Raw genomic sequence first — 18552 nt, forward strand, 5'->3', positions numbered from 1 at the left:
GGCCCACCCCCGCGCGTAGCTTCCCCACGCGGCCGCCCGACGAGGCGGCCGCCGGTCTCTCCCCGGCACCCCGGGTCGCCCCGCCGGCGGCCTCCGGCCCACCGAGGAGACCCGATGACCCGCCCGCACGACCCGCTCGCCGCCGTCGCGGCCGGCCGTGACCCCGGCCCGTTCGCGCTCGTCCGCCGCGAGGGCGCCGACCACGTCGACCTGTTCACCGGTCCGGTCCGCACGGCCGACCGGCTCGCCGACGTCCCGCTGCCCGACGGCGGATCCGGGCCGCGCACGCTGGCCCTGGTGCCCTACCGGCAGATCGCCGAGCGTGGCTTCGCCTGCGTGGACGACGGCCTGCCGCTGGAGTGCCTGCTGGTCTCCGAGCACCGGCAGCTCCCGCTCGACGAGGTGCTGGCGGCCCTGCCGGACGCGCCGGTGGTGACCCGCGACGCCGCGTTCGACATCTCCGACGCCGAGTACGCGGACACCGTGGGCCGGGTGCTGAGCCACGAGATCGGCCGGGGCGAGGGCGCCAACTTCGTCATCCACCGCACCCTGCGGGCCACCGTCGAGGGCACGCCGCTGGTGGCCGCCCTGGCGGCGCTGCGCCGGCTGCTGCTGCGCGAGCGGGGCGCGTACTGGACGTTCGTGGTGCACACCGGCAGCCGCACGCTGGTCGGGGCGAGCCCGGAGCGGCACGTCAGCGTGGACGACGGCCTGGTCATGATGAACCCGATCAGCGGCACGTTCCGGCACACCGGCGCGGCGGCGGACCGGGAGGCCCTGCTGCGGTTCCTCGACGACCCCAAGGAGGTCGAGGAGCTGTACATGGTGCTCGACGAGGAGCTCAAGATGATGGCCACCGTCGCCGAGCACGGCGGCCAGGTGGTCGGGCCGTACCTGAAGGAGATGGCGCACCTCGCGCACACCGAGTACCTGCTGGCCGGGCGGGGCTCGCTGGACGTCCGGGAGGTGCTGCGGGAGACCATGTTCGCGCCCACGGTCACCGGCAGCCCGATGGAGAACGCCTGCCGGGTGATCGCCCGCCACGAGCGCACCGGCCGGCGGTACTACGCCGGGGTGCTCGCCCTGCTCGGCCGCGACAAGCAGGGCCGGCAGACGCTCGACGCGCCGATCCTTATCCGCACCGCCGAGCTGTCCCCCGACGGGGAGCTGCGGGTGCCGGTCGGGGCGACCCTGGTGCGGCACTCCACGGCCGAGGGCGAGGTGGCCGAGACGCACGCCAAGGCGGCCGGGGTGCTGGCCGCGCTCAGCCTCGGCCCGGACGCCCCGGCCCGCGGCGCCGGGCCCGCGCCGCGGTACGCCGACGACCCCGAGGTGCGCGCCGCGCTGGCCGCCCGGAACCTCCCGCTGGCCCGGTTCTGGCTGGACCAGCGCACCCCGGGGGCGACCGCGCTGCCGGGCCTGGCCGGCCGCCGCGCGTTGATCGTGGACGGTGAGGACACCTTCACCGGGATGCTCGCCCACCAGCTCGGCGCGCTCGGCCTGGCGGTGACCCGCCGGGACTGGGACGAAGCCGGCCCGGGCGGCGGGTACGACCTCGTGGTGGTCGGCCCCGGCCCGGGCGACCCGAACGACCTGGCCGAGCCGAAGATGGCGCGGATGCGGGCGCTGCTGGCGGGGCTGCTCGCGGCGGGCCGGCCCACGCTGGCGGTCTGCCTCGGCCACCAGCTGCTCGCCGGGCTGCTCGGGCTGACGCTGCACCGCCGGGACGCCCCCTACCAGGGGCTGCCGCGGGACGTGCCGGTGTTCGGCTCGACCCGCCGCGTCGGCTTCTACTCCAGCTTCACGGCCCGGGCCGGCGCGGACCGGATCGCCACCGCGTACGGCCCGGTGGAGCTGTCCCGGGACCCGGCGGACGGTGCGGTGCACGCGCTGCGCGGGCCGGGCTTCGCCGGGGTGCAGTTCCACCCGGAGTCGGTGCTGAGCCGGGACGGCATGGCGGTGCTGGCGGACCTGCTCGGGCACCTGCTGGCCCATCCGGCGCTGAGCGGGCATGGACCGGCCGATCGCGGGTAGGGCGGAAGGCGACCGGTGGTGGAACGAGTCGAGAGCCCTCGTCCCACCACCGGTCGCCGCACGTCGCGCCGGGGGTCAGCCGGCCATGCCCTTCTTCAGGGCGGCACCGATCTGCACGGCCCGCCGGGCGGTCAGCGCGGTGGCGCCGAGGGCCACGTGGTCCGGCGGGACCTCCCCGTTGTTGCTGGTGTGCGAGGCGCCGTACGGGTTGCCGGCGACGAACTGGCTGGGGTCGGTGTAGCCGGGGGTGACCACGATGCCGCCCCAGTGGTAGAAGACCGTGTACAGCGAGAGCAGGGTGGCCTCCTGGCCGCCGTGCGAGGTGGCGGTCGAGGTGAAGCCGGTGTAGACCTTGTCGGCCAGCGCGCCCTGCGCCCAGAGCGGGCCGGTGGTGTCGATGAACTGCTTGAGCTGGGCGGCGACCATGCCGTAGCGGGTGGGCGCACCCATGATCACGACGTCGGCCCAGGAGAGGTCGTCCGGCTGCGCCTCCATCACGTCCTGGGTCTCCAGGCGGTGCGCCTGCCAGCCCGAGTTGGAGCGGATCGCCTCGTCCGGCGCCAGCTCACGTACCTTGCGCAGGCGCACCTCGGCTCCGGCCTCCCCGGCGGCCTCGACCGCCGCCTGCGCCATCTGGTAGGTGATGCCGGTCGCGCTGTAGTAGATCACGGCGGCCTTGACCTGGCCATCCATCAGACGTTTCCTCCTCGGTGTCGGGTCAGCTCCGGCGACTACCCGTTGCCTGCTGCGCCAAACGGCCGGCGCCGCGGCCGTGGCATGCTCGGCGGGTGGAGATCCGCGAGGCGACCGCCGCCGACTGGGCCCAGATCTGGCCGTTCCTGCGCGAGATCGTGGCGGCCGGCGAGACGTACACCTGGCCGCGGGACGTCACCGAGGCGCAAGCCCGCGAGCTGTGGCTGGTGGGCCCACCCGGGCGGACGCTGGTCGCCGTGGACGCCGACGGCGCGGTGCTCGGCTCGGCCAAGCTGCTGCCCAACCAGGCCGGCCCGGGGGACCACGTGGCGAACGCCGGCTTCATGGTCGCCCCGGCCGCCGCCGGTCGGGGCGTGGGCCGGGCGCTGGCCGGGCACGTGCTGGCGCTGGCCCGCGCCGAGGGCTACCGGGCCATGCAGTTCAACGCCGTGGTGGCCAGCAACATCCGGGCCGTGGAGCTGTGGCGGTCGCTGGGCTTCGAGGTCGTCGGCCGGGTGCCGGAGGGCTTCCGGCACCCCGTCGACGGGTACGTGGACCTGCTCGTGATGTATCGCCGACTGACCTGAGTCGATACCTTGCCGCGGCTCAAGATTTGCGCAAGTTCCGATGGAAAACGCTTCCCCGGATGCGGGCGCGCGAGGATCCTGGTCCCACCGGTGCCGGCGTACCGCCGCCGCCCCGCACCGGGAACCTGAACGGGGGATCGCGCTCCGCCGGCAACGTGGCTGGCGTAGCGCGATCAGGGGTGCTTCCGGGCTCAGTCGAGCTTGTCCCGCAGGTCGGTCACCCGCTTCTCCAGCCGGTCCACCGCCTGCTCGTTGTTGAGGAACGTGCTGATGCCGGCGGCGAGCGCCAGCCCGATCACCACCGCCAGGGCGCTGAGCACCAGACCGCCGATCGCCACGCCGCGCCCGGTGACGCCGGGGCGCCGGCTCATCCGCAGCCCGAAGATGCCCAGGATGACGCCGATGATCCCGAGCAGCAGCCCGACCGACGCCAGGATCGCGGTGAGCACGCTGAGTAGGCCCGCCACGCCGAAGACCAGCGCGAAGGTCGCCGCCGCGCTGGTCTTCGCCCCGCCGGACGGGCCCGCCCGCCCGGCGCTCCGGGCCGGTTCGCTGGACGCTGTCATCACCCACACCTCGCATTCCTCGCATTGTTTTCCGGGGCCGCATCCCCACTCCGGCGGCGCTCATTCCTCGCGACCGGGGTCGTTACCAGCACCGCCGCCACTCCTCCTCCTATTCGTCCCGGTTTCGGGGAATGCCGGGCGCGCCGCCGGGGACCCGGATGGTGACCCACGAGAGGAAGGACGAACGATGCGACTGACGGAGCAGCAGGTCCGCTCGCTGTACGGGCAGGACGTCCAGGACCGCTCGGGCGCGAAGATCGGTAGCGTGGGCCAGGTCTGGGCCGATCCCGCCGGCGAGGCGACCTGGGTCAGCGTCAGACCGGGGTGATGGCACAGCACGAGTCGATGGCTCCGCTACAAGCGGCCCGAATGCAGCCGGACGGCCGCCTCCAGGTGCCGTACGACAAGGCGACCGTGCGCAGCGCCCCCACCGTGGAGACCGGCACGGAACAGCCGCTCGGCACCGACCAGCTCGCCCAGCTCTACCGGCACTACCAGCTCGGGGAGCAGGCCGGACAGCCGCCGCAGCGGATGCCGGGCGCGCCCGAGGTGGTCCGTTCCGAGGAGCGGCTGCGGGTCGGCACCGAGAGCGAGCCGGCGGGCGCCGCGCGGCTGAGCAAGCGCGTGGTCACCGAGAACGTGCAGACGAGCGTGCCGGTCGAGCACGACGAGGTGAGCGTCGTCCACGAGCCGATCAGCGAGGCGGACCGGGGCGCCGCCCGGGCCGGCATCGGCGAGGAGCAGCGCGAGATGGAGCTGCGCGCCGAACACCCGGTGGTCGCCAAGGAGCAGGTCCCGGTTGAGCGAGTCCGGCTGAGCAAGGACGAGGTCGTCGAGGAGCAGCCGGTCAACGCGCAGGTCCGCCGTGAGCTGGTGGACGCCGACGTCCCGGAGCGGGCACGCCGCAACCGCTGACGCGACGGCATCCCGGGCGGGTGGGCCACGGCCCGCCCGTCCGGTCGTCCGTCCCCCGGAATCGTCGCACCGGCGACCTATGCTGACCGTCCACCGACGACGGGAGCACCCACGTGACCGTACGCCTCACCGGGGCCGAGGCGCTGGCGCTGCGGATGACCAGCCTGCTGCTGCGCCCCCACCCGACCGGGCGCCCGGACAGCGTGGCCGGGGTGGTCGAGTGGTTCGGCGCCATGCAGGCCCAGGACGCGGCCAGCGGCCTCTGGTCCCTCGGCGTTCGCCTGCCCGGCCGCACCCAGGACGACGTGCGCGCGGCGCTGGAGCGGTGCGAGGCGCTGCGCACCTGGCCCATGCGGGGCACGGTGCACCTGGTGCCGCCCCGCGACGCGCGCTGGATGCTGGCCGTGACCGGTGTCCGGGCGCTGTCCGGCGTGGCCGGCCGGTGGGCTCAGCTCGGCCTGGCCGAGACCGACGCGGACCGCGCCGCCGAGGTGCTGGGTGCGGCCCTCGCGGGCGGGGGCCGGCTCAGCCGGGCCGAGTGCCTGGCCACCCTGCGGGCCGCCGGCCTGGACACCACCGGCCAGCGCGGCTACCACATGCTCTGGTATGCGAGCCAGCGCGGCGTCACCTGCATCGCCCCGCACGTGGGCACCGAACAGACGTTCGCGCTGCTCGACGAGTGGGCGCCGGATCCGCACCGCCCCGAGCGCGACGAGGCCCTGGGCCTGCTGGCCCACCGCTACGTGCGCGGCCACGGGCCGGTGACCCGGCACGAGCTGGCCCGGTGGACCGGCCTCACGGTCACCGACGCCACCCGGGGCATCGCGGCGGCCGGCGACGCGCTGGCCCCGGTCGAGGTGGACGGCGTGCCGGCCGTGGTCGACGCCGCCCTGCTCGACGCGCCCCGGGGGCCGGTCGACGACGTGCACACCCTGCCCGGCTTCGACGAATACCTGCTGGGCTACAAGGACCGGTCGCTCATGCTCGATCCGGCGCACGCGAACGCCGTCGTCCCCGGCAACAACGGGATCTTCCAGGCCACGGTGGTGCGTGGCGGCCGGACGGTCGGCATCTGGAAGCGGACCGTGGGCAAGCGGGCCGTCACCGTGACCGTGCGGCAGTTGACGCCGTTCGACGCCGCGCTGCGGGCTCGCGTCGAGTCGACCCTCGCCGGCTACGCCGCCTTCCTCGGGCTGCCGCTGCGCCTCACCTGGTAGCACCGCGACCGGGCCGGCGGGCGACGCCCACCGGCCCGGTGGCGCTCAGTCGGCCAGCGCGCCCGACGCCCGCCCCTCGTGCAGGGTGAGGTTCCGTCCGGTGGACGGGTCGAACAGGTGGATCTTCTCCAGGTTGAACCAGACCCGCCGCGGCTCGCCCTCGCGCACCGGCGACTCGGCGGACAGCCGGGTGACCAGGCTCGACCCGGTCCCGGTGAAGTCCGCCGCGCCCGCGTCGGCGGCCAGTTCCTCCAGTTCGGCGGCGCTGGCCCGCTCCCCCTCGACGGTGAAGTAGACGTACTTGTCCGAGCCCATCGACTCGACGATGTCGACCGGCGCCTCGAACTCCAGGCCCCGGCGGAGGGTGTCGTCGTCGATCAGCGCGGCGTCCTCGAAGTGCTCCGGGCGGATGCCGAGGATCAGCTCGCGCGGTGCGTCGGCGCCGTCGAGCTGCCGGCGTACCCGGTCTCCGATCGGCACGTCGCCCAGCGCCGTGCGCAGGTGCCCGTCCTCGACGGCGGCGTGCAGGAAGTTCATCGACGGGGAGCCGATGAACCCGGCCACGAAGAGGTTGCGGGGGTGGTCGTACAGCTCCTGCGGCGGGCCGACCTGCTGCACGGCGCCGCCCCGCATGATCACCACGCGGTCGCCGAGGGTCATGGCCTCGGTCTGGTCGTGGGTCACGTAGACGGTGGTGGTGCCGAGCTGCTTCTGCAGCCGGGACACCACGGTGCGCATCTGCACCCGCAGCTTCGCGTCCAGGTTGGACAGCGGCTCGTCCATGAGGAACGCCTTCGGCTGCCGGACGATCGCCCGGCCCATGGCCACCCGCTGCCGCTGCCCGCCGGAGAGGTTGGCCGGCTTGCGGTCCAGCAGCGGGGTCAGCTCCAGGACCTTCGCGGCCTCCTCCACCTTCTGGTGGATGGTCTCCTTGTCCAGCTTCGCCAGCCGGAGCGGGAAGGCCATGTTCTCCCGGACGCTCATGTTCGGGTAGAGGGCGTAGGACTGGAAGACCATGGCGATGTCCCGGTCCCGGGGCGCCCTGTCGTTGACCCGCTCCCCCGCGATGCGCAGCTCCCCGGAGCTGATGTCCTCCAGCCCGGCGATCATGTTCAGCGTGGTGGACTTCCCGCAGCCAGAGGGGCCCACCAGGATCACGAACTCGCCGTCGGCGATCTCCAGGTCGACGTCCCGCACCGCGGTCGTCCCGTCCGGGAACCGCTTGCTCACCTTGTCCAGCACGATGTCGGCCATGACAACACCACCTAACCCTTGACTGCGCCGGAGGTCAGACCGGAGACGATGCGGCGCTGGAAGAAGAGCACGAACAGGATGATCGGAATGGTGATCACCACGGCGGCAGCGCAGATCGCCCCGGTGGGGTCCTCGAACTGCGACTCGCCGGTGAAGAACTGCAGGGCCACCGGGACCGTGCGGGACCGCTCGGTCGAGGTGAGCGTGATGGCGAACAGGAAGTCGTTCCAGCAGAAGATGAACACCAGGATGGCCGTGGTGAACAGGCCCGGCGCGGCCAGCGGGGCGATCACCCGCCGGAACGCCTGGCCCTGGGTGGCGCCGTCCATCTTCGCCGCCTTCTCCAGGTCCCACGGGATCTGCTTGAAGAACGCCGAGAGCGTGTAGATCGCCAGCGGCAGGGCGAAGGTGATGTACGGCAGGATCAGCCCCGGCCAGGTGTCGAAGAGGCCGAGCTGCCGCTCGATCTCGAACAGCGGCGACACCAGCGACACCTGCGGGAACATGGCGATCAGCAGGGACACTCCGACCAGCAGCTTCTTGCCGGGGAAGTCCAGCCGGGAGATCGCGTACGCGGCCATCGCGCCCAGCACCACCGCGATCAGGGTGGCGATCAGCGCGATGCCGATGGAGTTGACCAGGGCCCGGACGAACTGGTCGGTGTCGAAGATCGTCCGGTAGTTGTCCAGCGTCCACTCCCGGGGCCAGAACTTCCCGTCGGTGAGGGTGGCCGGGGTCTTGAACGACAGGGAGGCGATCCAGAGCACCGGGACCAGCGCGAAGACGACGACGATGACGTCCAGCAGGCCCCAGCGCAGCTTCGCCCGGGGGGTGGTTTCGGTGGCCATCTCAGCGCCTCTCCCCGTCGTCGCTGCCGGGGGCAGCGGTGCCGAACAGCTTCACGAACACGAACGCGATGACCGCCACGGTGAGGAAGATCAGCACCGACATCGTGGAGCCGATGCCGAGGTTCAACCCCCGGATGAGGTTGTTGTAGGCGAGCATCGACACCGACGACGTCTCGTTGCCGCCGGCGGTGAGCACGAAGATGTTGTCGAACACCCGGAACGCGTCCAGGGTGCGGAACAGCAGCGCGACCAGGATGGCCGGCTTCATCACCGGCAGCATCACCTTGGTGAACCGCTGCCAGGCCGTCGCGCCGTCGGTGGAGGCCGCCTTGAGCAGGTCCTCCGGCACCAGCGCCAGCCCGGCCATCAGCAGCAGCGCCATGAACGGGGTCGTCTTCCAGATCTCGGCCAGCATGATGATCGCCAGCGAGCTGGCCCGCTCGGTCAGCGGCGCGCTGCCGTCGAACAGGTTGGCCAGGTAGCCGGTGCCGGGCGTCCAGGCGTACCGCCAGGAGAAGGCGGCGACCACCGTGACGATGCCGTACGGGATCAGCGCCGCGGTGCGGACGATGCCGCGGCCGACCAGCGTCCGGTGCATGATCAGCGCCAGGGCCATGCCGAGCACCAGCTCGATCACCACGGTGACCACGGTGATCAGGGCGGTCACCCCGAACGCCGTCCACCAGAACTGGTTGGTCAGCACGGTCACGTAGTTCTCCAGCCCGATGAACTCGCGCTCGTCGGGGAAGCGCAGGTCGAAACGCTGCAGCGACAACCAGATCGAGTAGAGGATCGGGTAGGCGGTGACCAGCACCATGACCAGCGCGGCCGGCGCGCAGAGCAGCCAGCCGAGGCGCCGCTCGGCGCGCTTGTTCTCGCTCAGCGGCGGCTTCGACCCGCGGCGGGCCCGCTGGGCGGGCACGGCGGCGTGCCGGCCGGCGGACCGCTCGGCGTCCGCCGCGACGTCCGCGCCGGCGGGCGTGGCGTTGACGCTCATGGCAGGACCCCCTTCGATTCCAGGGCGTCGGCGATGGCGTCGCGCAGCTCGTTCGCGGTCTGCTCGGGCCGGATCGCCGACGGCGGCGACAGGATCGCCGACATGACCGTGGAGATGCTCTGGTACGCGGGGGTCAGCGGCCGGACCGCCGGCTCCTTCAGCTCCTCCAGGATGGTTTCCTTCATGGGGTACGCCTTGTCCATCTCCGGGTCGGCGTAGACCGCCTCGATGGTGGGCGGCACCCCGTCGTTGACCGCGGAGAACTTCTGGTGCTCGGCGTCGCGGATGCATTTCGCCGCCTCGAAGGACTCCGTCGGGTGCTTCGAGTAGGAGCTGACCGCCATGTTCACCCCGCCGATGGTGACCTTGCTCGGGGTGTTCGCTTCGACGCCCGGCACCCGCGCCCACTTCACCTTCTGCGCCAGCTCCGGGTTGGCCTCCTGCATGGCCGGATACACGAACGGCCAGTTGACCTGGAAGGCGCCGGAGCCGGACTGGAACTCCAGCCGGACCGGGTCCTCGGTGGCGTTGCTGAACGACGGCGAGGTCACCCCCGAGGTGGCGAACTTCTTGAGCTGGTCGAGCGCCCGCACCGTACCCTCGTCCATCACGGCCTTCCGGCCGTCGTCGCTGAGGACCTTCCCGCCCGCGCTCTCCGCCAGGGTGTTGTAGAGGACGACCAGGCCCTCGTACTGGGCTCCCATGGTGAGCACCTGGTAGGGCTTGCCCTGCTGCTTGAGCTGCTGGGCGGTGGAGATCATCTCGTCCCAGCTCTTCGGCGGCTCCGGCACCAGGTCGCTGCGGTACCAGAGCAGCTGCACGTTGGTGTTCTTCGGCGCGGCGTAGAGCTTGCCCTCGTACCGGGCGGTGTCCAGCGGGCCGGCGAGCGTGCCCTGCTCGACCTCGGCCTTGTCCTGGCCGGTCCACTCCCTGATCCACTCGGCGCTGGCGAACTCCTGGGTCCAGGTCACGTCGAGGCCGAGCACGTCCATCCCGCTGTCCTGCGCCGCGAGCCGCCGCACCATCTGCACCCGCTGCTCGTCGGCCTGCCGTGGCAGCACCCGGTAGGCGATCCGGTAGCGCCCCTGGGCCTGGGCGTTGCAGTCGTCGACGACCTTCTGCAGGTTCTGCTCGGGCGGGTAGTACAGGTTGATGGTGGGCGTGCCGCCCTCGCCGCCCGACCCGCAGGCGGCCAGCGGGGCCGCCAACGCAAGTGCGGCGGCTGCCGCCGCCGCACGCCGGGCCGGCCGCCTCCTCGGGGCCGCGTCGGGGTCTGCCGTCATCGCCCTCCCCCTTTCTTCGGCGAAGAACCGGGGAGTCACCCGTGCCCCGGCGCACGGCGAGACGGCCGGGGCACCGTGGTCGGGCGGGCGCCCCGGGACGTTTCGTGGGCCAGACAGTGCCCTGGCTGCGACGCTGCGAAACCTGACGGTCACGAGACGGATACGACGGCCCGCGGTGTGGGACGGATCACGCGCGGCGGCGCCGTGGTGGTGGGTGCTGGCCCGACCCGGAGGGGAACGGGTTCCGCGCCGTCCCGGCCCGTCCCACGCAGTGAACGGCAAGCTACCCAGCGTGCGCCCGGTGGACTAGCGTTTCCGTAGCTCCGCAGCCAGCGCGTCGCCGTCGAAGTCGATACGCCTCCGGCCGACCCCAGCCCGTCCGATCGGTTGGTTCTCGCGCGAACTCCCTTCTGCGGTCCCACCGGTTGGGCAGGATCCCCACGAGGAGGTGCCGTCGTGCAGGACACCCGCGCTCTCGCCCTGACGTTCGAGGTGAGCGGCCTGCCCCCGGTCAAGACCGAGGCTCTGTCCATCTTCGCCGCCGGGCACCGGCAGGCGACGAGGGTCCGCGCCCTGCTCCAGGCCGCCTGCACGGCGGCCCAGCGCACGGGGTGGACCCCGCTCACCGGTCCGATCGAGGTGGACGTGACCCTGCGTTGCCCGCCCGGGCACCGCACCTCCGACGCCAGCACGCTGGTGGGCGGGGTCTGCGCGGTGCTCCAGGACAAGAAGCGGGTGGCGAACATCGGCCTGGCCCACCTCGGGGTGCTGGTCGACGTCGTCCTCTGGTCCGACGACCGGCAGATCCGCCGGTTGTCCTACGTCGAGGAGCCCGCGGAGGACTTCTCGTACCAGGTCCGGGTGGCGGCCGTACCGAGGATGGTTTGACCGACGACCGCGGTGGGGTACCGCGGTCGCCGAAGAAGGGAGCGCCGATGTCGGAGCCACATGTCACGCTCGATCCGAGCGGGCTCGACCCTGTGCAGCAGAAGCTGCGCGGCCCGTTGGAGGATCAGCTGACCTCGGCCCTGCAGGCGGCCGCCGACCGGGTCCGCGCCGGCTACGCCGGTGAGCCCGTGGAGGAGGTCTGCCGTCGGCTGCTCGACGAGACCCGTGCCGGGCTGCACCCGGACATCGCCGCCGGCTTCCAGCCGGACATGGACGAGTTCTGCCGGGTCGCGGTGGCCATCGTCCGCGGCGAGGTCGGCTGACCCACGCGCCGACCGCGCCGGCCACCCGGCCGGCGCGGCCGTTCCGCGCGCTCAGCCGCGTCGCACGTCGACCGCGACGACGTGGGTGCCGTCGGCGCGGGTGGCCTCGCCCAGCCGCACCGGCAGCGTCCCGCCGGCCAGGGGCCGGAGCCCGAGCCCGAAGCTGAGGTGGCCCTCGAAGTCCCCGGCCGCGGCCCACCCGCGCAGGGTCGGGTAGCCGATCCGCGCCGGCGGCAGGGTGGCCGTGCCGGCGCCGCGCGCGTCGTGCGCCTGCGCCGGGTCGAACCGCACCGACAGGTAGGCCGTGCCGGGCAGTTCGACGGGCGCGCCGCGCCCCTCCGTCGACACCTGCGGGACGTAGCCGACCTGGTAGGACGGCGTCGGGCCGCGGAAGGCGAAGGTGATCCTGCTGAACCCCTCGGCCGGATGGTCGCCGACCCGCACCTCGACGAGGACCGGCAGCGGCTCCCCGGGCGCCGGGGTGACCGGCACCCGGACCTGGTGCGTCACGCGGGCGGGAGCGGTGGGCACCGCCCAGTCGTAGGTCACCCGCCAGGCGCCCTCGGCGGGCGTCGCGCCGGTGGGCGCGGACGGGCCGGCGGCGGGCGTGGTCGCAGCGGCGGTGGTGCCGGCTGCCGGCGCCGCTGCGGTCGTCGGGGCGGCGCCGTCGTGGTCGGTCGCCGTGCAGGCCGCAGCGAGCAGCACGACCAGGCCGGCGAGCAGTGGTACGCGCTGAGGTGTCATGGCTCAGTGTCGCGCCGGGCGGCCCTCGTCCACCAGAGCCGTTCGTCCGCCCGGCCGGCGGACGCTCGGCGACGGTCAGCCGGTGAGGGCGAGCGACTTCACGACGACCAGCGCGACGAGCAGCACGGCGACCGCCGCGGTGACCGCCACCTGCACGGCGGTCCGCCGCCCGGCCGGGGCGTACGCGAACCCGAGGCCGACGAGGCCGCCGGCCAGCAGGCCACCCAGGTGCCCCTCCCAGGAGGTCCAGCCGGCGGAGAGCACCATCCAGATCACGAACGGGATGAGGACCCGTTGCGGCTCGATCGGATGGTGGTGCAGCCGCCGGGTGAGCACCACGTAGCAGCCGGCCAGACCGTAGACCGCGCCGGAGGCGCCGACCGCCGCCTGGTCCGGGGAGACCAGGAAACCCAGGACCCCGCCGCCCAGGGCGGAGAGCAGGTAGACGGCCAGGTAACGGGCGTGCCCCAGCCGGTCCTCGATCACCCGGCCGAGCACCCACAGCCACCACAGGTTGAACGCGATGTGCAGGAAGCCGAGGGCGCCCTGGGTGGGCAGCAGGTGCAGGAACGCCGAGGTGATGAGCCGGTACCACTCGCCGTGCGCGATCCCGACCGGCTCGTACCCGGGGCGGGCGACGCCGTCGTCGACGTAGCGCTGGCCGGCGTCGTCGACCAGCCCGGTGCCCAGGCTGTCGAACCGGTCGAGCACGGCCGGGTGGACCAGCTCGACCAGGTACGCGAGCACGATGAGGGCGATCAGCGCGTACGTCACCAGCGGGCGCGCGACCGGCCGTCCGCCGAAGACGGTGCGGGCCTGGCGGACCGTCCGGTTGTCCGTGCGGACGCAGTCCGGGCAGCGGTGGCCGACCGGCGCCTCCCGCATGCAGTCGGGGCAGATGCGGCGGTCGCAGCGGCTGCACCGCAGCAGCGTCTCCCGCTTCGGGTGCCGGTAGCAGGTGCTGGCGGCGTTCTCGGCGGGCGGTTGGCCGGTGCTGGTCGTGTCCATCGGCAGGGGTGTCCTTCAGCCGGGCGGCCTCGTCGGCCTCACGCGGAGGATCTTCGCACGGGGCGGGGCCGCGCACCGCCCCGGTCCCGGTCGGTCCTCACGGGTGGCGGCGGGGGGCCGGACGGGTCAGGACCGGGTCCGCAACTCCCCGGTCCTGACCCCAGCCGTCCGGCGTGGTAGCGGTCTTCGCCGTCTGTGAGCACGGCGGGCGTGGCACGCCGCCAACGCCGGGCTCAATACGGGCGAGCCGGCCCGCCTGCACTCAGCTCCACGGTGCCCAACTACCGGACTTCGGCGCGCCCCCGACTCACCCCGAAGAGGCGTGGGCGCGGGCTCAGGTTAGGCAGGTTCTCGCAGGTCGGACAAGGCGGGGCGGGCTCGGGAGAATGTGATTGATGCCAACGTTGAAATACGGCATGTCGGCGTAACAGGGTCAGCCGGGCCAGCGCTGTTCGGTTTCGAGGCGGCGACTGCGACCGCCGTCCGGCGGAGGCCCGGCAAGGGCCCCGGCCGCGGCCGCCCCGGCGATCAGCGCGACCGCCGCGAGGTGCAGCAGGCGCACCCCGGCCGGCGCCGGGACGGTGGCCGCCGGCAGGCCGGGCAGCAGGATCGTCCCGAGTCCGGTGACCGCCAGGGCCACCCCCCAGAACATCCCCGGCCGGGCCGGCGGCGCCGGCGGCCGGACGCCGTCGAAGATCTCACCGCGCCGGGCGGCGCACACCGCCAGGACGGCGACCAGCAGCCCGCCGCCGAGGGTGCCCACCATGTTCGCCAGCTGCCACCAGTGGAGCCCGGTCAGGGCGTGGAAGTCGGCGATGCCGAGCAGGCGCGGCCACCGCTCGCTGTGGGTGATCCGGTCCCAGGCGACGTGGCTGAACGCGCCGATCAGCGCCGAGCAGACGGTGACCTGCCAGGGGTGCCGGACACCGGCCAGCGCGGCGTGGTCGGGCCAGCCGAACAGCCGCTGGCCGGGCAGGTGCACGGCGATCCCGGCGATCACCCGGCGGACGATCCAGGCGTAGCCGAGGGCGACCGGCAGGCACCACCAGAGCAGCCCGCCGAGGGTGTGCGTGCGCAGCCCGGGGCTGAGCCCGGTGCCGGTGAACAGGTAACCCACGTCCGGCGCGACCGCGCCGGTGGCCAGCGCCACCCCGTCGAACCAGTGCGGCCGCCAGAGCTTCAGCGGCAGCACCGGCGCGAGGTGCGAGGGGAAGGTCAGCGGCACGCCTCGGACGTTACCCGCTGGATCAGAAGTGCCGGACCAGGTCCGGGAAGGCGGCCAGCCGGATCACCCCGGGGTCGGTCGGGTCCAGCTCGTCGTGTTCCAGCACCCAGGTGTTCTCGTTGGGAATGAAGACCGCGTTCAGGCCGGCGGCCCGGGCGGGCAGGATGTCCGACCGCGGGGAGTTGCCGACCATCCAGGCGGTGGCCGGGGCGAACGCGTGTTCCCGGGCCAGCCAGCGGTAGGTGTCGACGTCCTTCTCCGGCACGATGTGCGCGGCACGGAAGTGGTGCAGCAGGCCGCAGGCGTCGAGCTTGCGCTGCTGCTCCTCCTGCTCCCCCTTGGTGAGCAGGAGCAGCTCGTGCCGGGTGGCCAGGTCGTCGAGGGTCTCCGCCACGCCGGGCATCAGCTCGACCTGGTGGCCGACCAGGGCCGCCGCCAGGTCGTCGATCTCGGCGCGCTCCCGGTCGGTCGCCGGGCGCGCGCGCAGCTTCTCCAGGCACTCTCCCAGGCTGCGCAGGAAGACCTTGCTGCCGTAGCCGTGCGCGACCGCGTTGGCCCGCTCGATGTCGTCGAGCACCGTCCGGATCTCCGTGCGGTCCAGCGTCGGGTGGTCCAGCCAGGTGAGGAAGTCGTCGATCACCCGCTCGAAGAGGACGTTGTTCTCCCAGAGCGTGTCGTCGGCGTCGAAGACCAGCACCGCGGCCTTCCGGCGCTGTGGCATCGCGAACTCCTCCCGTGTGGCGGACCGGGACACGGTACTGCCTCCGCCTCGCCCCGGCAGCCGGGTTTCCGGCGCGCCGGGCGGGTCCGGGATCGGCCGACAAGATCATCCCGCACCGGACGGACGGACCGTCCGGACTGGCCGAACGCCGTGCGACCAGCGGCGGGAACCCGACTGTGCCGAACCGGGTCGGGGCGGGATGCTTCGACGATGACGACCTCACGCGATCAGCCCCGCGCAACCCCGGCCCGGCGCCGGCGTCGCCGGAGGGCGGCCACCGCCGTCGTGGCCGCGCTCGCCGCCGCGGGCGGCGCGCTCCCCCCGTCCCCGGCCCTCGCCGTCAACGCCACCCACTCCACGGTGGTCGGTGCCAACCCGGCGGACTGGACGCCGCACGCGCTCGACGGCACCGTGTACCGGATCCTCCAGATCGGTAACCGGGTCTACCTGGCCGGCTCGTTCACCAAGGTCCGCAACGCGGGCCAGACCGCCCAGCTGGCGATGCCGTGGCTGGTGGCCTTCGACGCCACCACCGGCCGGATCGACACCACGTTCCGGCCCGCGGTCAACGGCACGGTCAAGGCGCTCGCCGCCGCGCCCGACGGCCGTTCGCTCTACCTCGGTGGCGCGTTCACGACCGTCAACGGCGCGGCCGCACCGCGGGTGGCCCGGGTCGACGCGGTCACCGGCGCCCGGGTCGCCGGGTTCGCCCCCGCCGCGCTCAACAACCAGGTCAACGACATGCGGCTGGTCGGCGGCCGGCTGATCGTCGGCGGCGCGTTCCAGACCGTCGGCGGGGTGACCCGGCGGGCCCTGGCCGCGTTGAACGCGACCACCGGCGCCGCCGACACGTCGGTCAACCTGCGGATCGAGGGCCCCCGCAAGACCACCTCCGGGGCGACCGCACCGGTCAAGATCGAGGCGCTGGACGTCTCCGCGGACGGCCGGCGGCTCGTCTTCGTGGGCAACTTCAGCTCGGTCGCCGGCGTGACGCGGCACCAGCTCGCGGTGGCCAACCTGACCGCCACGGGCGCCACCCTGTCGACCTGGTCGACCGACCGCTACCAGCCGCAGTGCGCCAAGACCATGCCCACCTACCTGCGCGGGGTCGACATCTCCCCGGACGGCACGTGGTTCGTGGCGGTCACCACCGGCGCCTCGTTCCCGGGCACCCTCTGCGACACGGCGTCCCGCTTCGAGTTCGGCGCCGAGACCGGCGGCAAGCAGCCGACGTGGGCGAACTACACCGGCGGTGACACGCTGCTCTCGGTGGCGATCACCGGCGCGGCGGTCTACGTGGGCGGCCACCAACGGTGGCTGGACAACCCGCTCGGGCGCGACTCGGCCGGCCCGGGCGCCGTGTCCCGGCCGGGGATCGGGGCGATCCACCCCACGACCGGCAAGGCCCTGGCCTGGAACCCGACCAAGGACCGGGGCGTCGGCACCCAGGAGCTGTACGCCACGGAGCAGGGGCTCTGGGTCGGCAGCGACACCGTCACGGTGGCCGGCGAGTACCACGCCCGGGTGGCGTTCCTCCCGCTGCCCTGAACGGGTGGGGCGCGGCGCTCGGCGTCGCGCCCCACCCTCAGCGGCGCAGGGTGAGGATCAGGTCGGCGACCAGGGCGGTCCACCCGGTCTGGTGCCACGCGCCCAGACCGGCGCCGTTGTCGCCGTGGAAATACTCCGGGAAGCAGATCAGGTCCCGCCAGTCCGGGTGGGTCTGGAAGAGCTGGGCCGCCCCGTAGATCGGCCGCCGGCCCCAGCCGTCCCGGGTGAACAGCGAGATCAGCCGCGCCGACAGGTCGTCGGCGATCTCGTCGAGGGTGCGCTTCACCCCGGACCGGGTCGGATATTCCACCTGGAGGTCGTCGCCGAAGAAGGCGGCGTAGTCGCGCAGCGCGCTGATCAGCAGGAAGTTGGTCGGCATCCAGATCGGGCCGCGCCAGTTGGAGTTGCCGCCGAACAGGCCGCTCGTCGACTCGGCCGGCTCGTAGCCGACGCTGAACTCCTGGCCGCCGAGGGTGACCGTGAACGGCTTGTCCAGGTGCGCGCGGGAGAGCGTGCGCAGCCCGTAGTCGGAGAGGAACTCGTCGGTGTCGAGCATCCGGGCGAGCAGGCGCACCATCTGGTCGGGGCCGACCATGGAGAGCAGCCGCTGCTGCCGGCCGTCCGGGCCGAGCCGGCGGGCGCCGATCACCTCGGCGTACTCGGGGCGGTGGGTGAGGAACCAGCGCAGCCGGGCGCCCAGCTCGGGCAGCCGGCGCACGGTGCGCGCGGTGAGCCGGGTGACCGCGGCGAGGGGCAGCAGCCCGACCACCGAGCGGACCTTCAGCGGCACCTTCGTGCCGTCGGCCTGCCGCAGCACGTCGTAGAAGAACGCGTCCTCGTCGTCCCAGAGCCCCTGGTCGTACGCGGCCGCGGCGATGTACGCGAAGTGCTCGAAGAACTTCGTCGCGGTGTCCACGTACGCCCGGTCGTGCTCGGCCAGCACGACGGCCATGTCGAGCAGGTTGAGCGCGTACATGGCCATCCAGCCGGTGCCGTCGGACTGCTCCAGCACCCCGGCCACCGGCAGCGCGGCCGAGCGGTCGAACGGGCCGACGTTGTCCAGCCCGAGGAAGCCCCCCTCGAAGACGTTGTTGCCGCCGGTGTCCTTCCGGTTGACCCACCAGGTGAAGTTGAGCAGCAGCTTGTGCATCACCCGGGCGAGGAACTCGTGGTCGGAGGAACCGTCGATCTCGAACACCTTGAGCGCCGCCCAGGCGTGCACCGGCGGGTTCACGTCGCCGAACGCCCACTCGTACGCCGGGATCTGCCCGTTCGGGTGCAGGTACCACTCGCGGAGCAGGAGCAGCAGCTGCTCCTTGGCGAAGCCCGGGTCGACCCGGGCGATCGTGACGCAGTGGAAGGCCAGGTCCCAGGCGGCGTACCAGGGGTATTCCCACGGGTCCGGCATGGAGATCACGTCGAAGCTGTTCATGTGCCACCAGGCGCTGTTGCGCCCGTGCCGGCGGCCGGCCGGCGGGGTGGAGCCCGGGTCGCCCTCCAGCCAGCGCTTCACGTCGAAGTGGTAGAACTGCTTGCCCCACATGAGCCCGGCGATGGCCTGCCGGGCGACCAGCGCCTCGTCGGCGCTCGCGGCGGCCGGGATGACGCTGTCGAAGAACCGGTTCGCCTCGGCGCGCCGCGCCCAGAGCACCGTGTCGAACCCGTCGCCCAGGTCGGCCGGGGGCGGCGGGTTCGACACGG

18 protein-coding genes and 1 pseudogene are annotated in these 18552 nt (G+C 73.2%); 8 read left to right on the top strand and 11 right to left on the bottom strand.

The window, feature by feature from the left end:
- Positions 1–114 precede the first annotated feature (114 nt).
- Positions 115–2034: a chorismate-binding protein gene (locus tag F8274_RS14660; RefSeq protein ID WP_151462918.1), complete on the top strand. Its 1920-nt coding sequence runs from the start codon at positions 115–117 to the stop codon at positions 2032–2034.
- Positions 2035–2109: 75 nt separating this feature from the next.
- On the opposite strand, the gene wrbA is transcribed toward F8274_RS14660, so the two are convergent.
- Positions 2110–2727 (bottom strand): NAD(P)H:quinone oxidoreductase, encoded by a 618-nt coding sequence (gene wrbA, locus F8274_RS14665; protein ID WP_151462921.1) that lies wholly within the window; start codon positions 2725–2727, stop codon positions 2110–2112.
- Positions 2728–2822: 95 nt separating this feature from the next.
- Between wrbA and F8274_RS14670 the strand changes: the two genes are divergently transcribed.
- Entirely contained in the window at positions 2823–3314 is a 492-nt protein-coding gene (locus F8274_RS14670) for a GNAT family N-acetyltransferase (protein ID WP_151462923.1), read from the top strand.
- A 191-nt stretch (positions 3315–3505) separates the two neighbouring features.
- On the opposite strand, the gene F8274_RS14675 is transcribed toward F8274_RS14670, so the two are convergent.
- The gene (locus F8274_RS14675; protein WP_151462925.1) at positions 3506–3880 is read right to left on the bottom strand and encodes a DUF4190 domain-containing protein; all 375 of its coding nucleotides are present in this window, start codon (positions 3878–3880) and stop codon (positions 3506–3508) included.
- Between the two features lie 187 nt (positions 3881–4067).
- On the opposite strand from F8274_RS14675, the gene F8274_RS31245 reads away from it, so the two are divergent.
- From F8274_RS31245 to F8274_RS14685, 3 genes are all read left to right on the top strand, one after another.
- Entirely contained in the window at positions 4068–4208 is a 141-nt protein-coding gene (locus F8274_RS31245; protein WP_192579836.1) for a PRC-barrel domain-containing protein, read from the top strand.
- A gap of 41 nt (positions 4209–4249) precedes the next feature.
- Entirely contained in the window at positions 4250–4795 is a 546-nt protein-coding gene (locus tag F8274_RS14680; RefSeq protein ID WP_192579837.1) for a YsnF/AvaK domain-containing protein, read from the top strand.
- 113 nt (positions 4796–4908) lie between these two features.
- Positions 4909–6012 (top strand): winged helix DNA-binding domain-containing protein, encoded by a 1104-nt coding sequence (locus F8274_RS14685; protein ID WP_151462928.1) that lies wholly within the window; start codon positions 4909–4911, stop codon positions 6010–6012.
- Positions 6013–6057: 45 nt separating this feature from the next.
- On the opposite strand, the gene F8274_RS14690 is transcribed toward F8274_RS14685, so the two are convergent.
- From F8274_RS14690 to F8274_RS14705, 4 genes are read right to left on the bottom strand one after another with little or no spacing between them, the layout of a single operon-like run.
- Complete coding sequence (locus tag F8274_RS14690) at positions 6058–7266, bottom strand: ABC transporter ATP-binding protein (protein ID WP_151462930.1); 1209 nt, start codon at positions 7264–7266, stop codon at positions 6058–6060.
- An 11-nt stretch (positions 7267–7277) separates the two neighbouring features.
- Positions 7278–8114, bottom strand: a complete 837-nt coding sequence (locus tag F8274_RS14695; RefSeq protein ID WP_151462932.1) for a carbohydrate ABC transporter permease — start codon at positions 8112–8114, stop codon at positions 7278–7280.
- Position 8115: 1 nt separating this feature from the next.
- Positions 8116–9111, bottom strand: coding sequence for a carbohydrate ABC transporter permease (locus F8274_RS14700; protein ID WP_151462934.1), 996 nt, complete (start codon positions 9109–9111; stop codon positions 8116–8118).
- Positions 9108–10394 carry an ABC transporter substrate-binding protein gene (locus tag F8274_RS14705; protein ID WP_151462936.1) on the bottom strand — a complete coding sequence of 429 codons (1287 nt, stop codon included), beginning with the start codon at positions 10392–10394 and terminating at the stop codon, positions 9108–9110. The genes F8274_RS14700 and F8274_RS14705 overlap by 4 nt, the downstream gene beginning before the upstream one ends.
- A 456-nt stretch (positions 10395–10850) precedes the next feature.
- Between F8274_RS14705 and F8274_RS14710 the strand changes: the two genes are divergently transcribed.
- Complete coding sequence (locus F8274_RS14710; RefSeq protein ID WP_151462938.1) at positions 10851–11282, top strand: RusA family crossover junction endodeoxyribonuclease; 432 nt, start codon at positions 10851–10853, stop codon at positions 11280–11282.
- Between the two features lie 47 nt (positions 11283–11329).
- On the top strand, positions 11330–11605 hold the full coding sequence (locus F8274_RS14715; protein WP_151462940.1) for a hypothetical protein: 276 nt from the start codon (positions 11330–11332) through the stop codon (positions 11603–11605).
- 51 nt (positions 11606–11656) lie between these two features.
- Here F8274_RS14715 and F8274_RS14720 read toward each other — a convergent pair whose 3' ends face one another.
- The 4 genes from F8274_RS14720 to F8274_RS14735 form a co-directional block, all read right to left on the bottom strand.
- Positions 11657–12349, bottom strand: coding sequence for a hypothetical protein (locus tag F8274_RS14720; protein WP_151462942.1), 693 nt, complete (start codon positions 12347–12349; stop codon positions 11657–11659).
- 75 nt (positions 12350–12424) lie between these two features.
- Positions 12425–13357, bottom strand: a complete 933-nt coding sequence (locus F8274_RS14725; protein ID WP_151462944.1) for a rhomboid family intramembrane serine protease — start codon at positions 13355–13357, stop codon at positions 12425–12427.
- Positions 13358–13790: 433 nt separating this feature from the next.
- Positions 13791–14582 carry a DUF4184 family protein gene (locus tag F8274_RS14730; RefSeq protein ID WP_151462946.1) on the bottom strand — a complete coding sequence of 264 codons (792 nt, stop codon included), beginning with the start codon at positions 14580–14582 and terminating at the stop codon, positions 13791–13793.
- A gap of 22 nt (positions 14583–14604) precedes the next feature.
- Entirely contained in the window at positions 14605–15303 is a 699-nt protein-coding gene (locus tag F8274_RS14735) for an HAD family hydrolase (protein ID WP_151462947.1), read from the bottom strand.
- Between the two features lie 210 nt (positions 15304–15513).
- Between F8274_RS14735 and F8274_RS14740 the strand changes: the two genes are divergently transcribed.
- Positions 15514–16851, top strand: a complete 1338-nt coding sequence (locus F8274_RS14740; RefSeq protein WP_225853798.1) for a hypothetical protein — start codon at positions 15514–15516, stop codon at positions 16849–16851.
- Positions 16852–16888: 37 nt separating this feature from the next.
- On the opposite strand, the pseudogene F8274_RS14745 reads toward F8274_RS14740, so the two are convergent.
- Positions 16889–18552 (bottom strand): annotated as a pseudogene (locus tag F8274_RS14745) (glucosidase); the annotation flags it as partial.

Source organism: Micromonospora sp. AMSO31t (genome assembly GCF_008868175.1).
Taxonomy (GTDB): Bacteria; Actinomycetota; Actinomycetes; order Mycobacteriales; family Micromonosporaceae; genus Micromonospora.

Coding starts and splice junctions, on each gene's coding strand:
- F8274_RS14695 (WP_151462932.1), bottom strand. CDS start 8,114: ATGGCCACCGAAACCACCCCCCGGGCGAAGCTGCGCTGGGGCCTGCTG.
- F8274_RS14740 (WP_225853798.1), top strand. CDS start 15,514: ATGACGACCTCACGCGATCAGCCCCGCGCAACCCCGGCCCGGCGCCGG.
- F8274_RS14735 (WP_151462947.1), bottom strand. CDS start 15,303: ATGCCACAGCGCCGGAAGGCCGCGGTGCTGGTCTTCGACGCCGACGAC.
- F8274_RS14690 (WP_151462930.1), bottom strand. CDS start 7,266: ATGGCCGACATCGTGCTGGACAAGGTGAGCAAGCGGTTCCCGGACGGG.
- F8274_RS14680 (WP_192579837.1), top strand. CDS start 4,250: ATGCAGCCGGACGGCCGCCTCCAGGTGCCGTACGACAAGGCGACCGTG.
- wrbA (WP_151462921.1), bottom strand. CDS start 2,727: ATGGATGGCCAGGTCAAGGCCGCCGTGATCTACTACAGCGCGACCGGC.
- F8274_RS14705 (WP_151462936.1), bottom strand. CDS start 10,394: ATGACGGCAGACCCCGACGCGGCCCCGAGGAGGCGGCCGGCCCGGCGT.
- F8274_RS14720 (WP_151462942.1), bottom strand. CDS start 12,349: ATGACACCTCAGCGCGTACCACTGCTCGCCGGCCTGGTCGTGCTGCTC.
- F8274_RS14675 (WP_151462925.1), bottom strand. CDS start 3,880: ATGACAGCGTCCAGCGAACCGGCCCGGAGCGCCGGGCGGGCGGGCCCG.
- F8274_RS14725 (WP_151462944.1), bottom strand. CDS start 13,357: ATGGACACGACCAGCACCGGCCAACCGCCCGCCGAGAACGCCGCCAGC.
- F8274_RS14660 (WP_151462918.1), top strand. CDS start 115: ATGACCCGCCCGCACGACCCGCTCGCCGCCGTCGCGGCCGGCCGTGAC.
- F8274_RS14700 (WP_151462934.1), bottom strand. CDS start 9,111: ATGAGCGTCAACGCCACGCCCGCCGGCGCGGACGTCGCGGCGGACGCC.
- F8274_RS31245 (WP_192579836.1), top strand. CDS start 4,068: ATGCGACTGACGGAGCAGCAGGTCCGCTCGCTGTACGGGCAGGACGTC.
- F8274_RS14715 (WP_151462940.1), top strand. CDS start 11,330: ATGTCGGAGCCACATGTCACGCTCGATCCGAGCGGGCTCGACCCTGTG.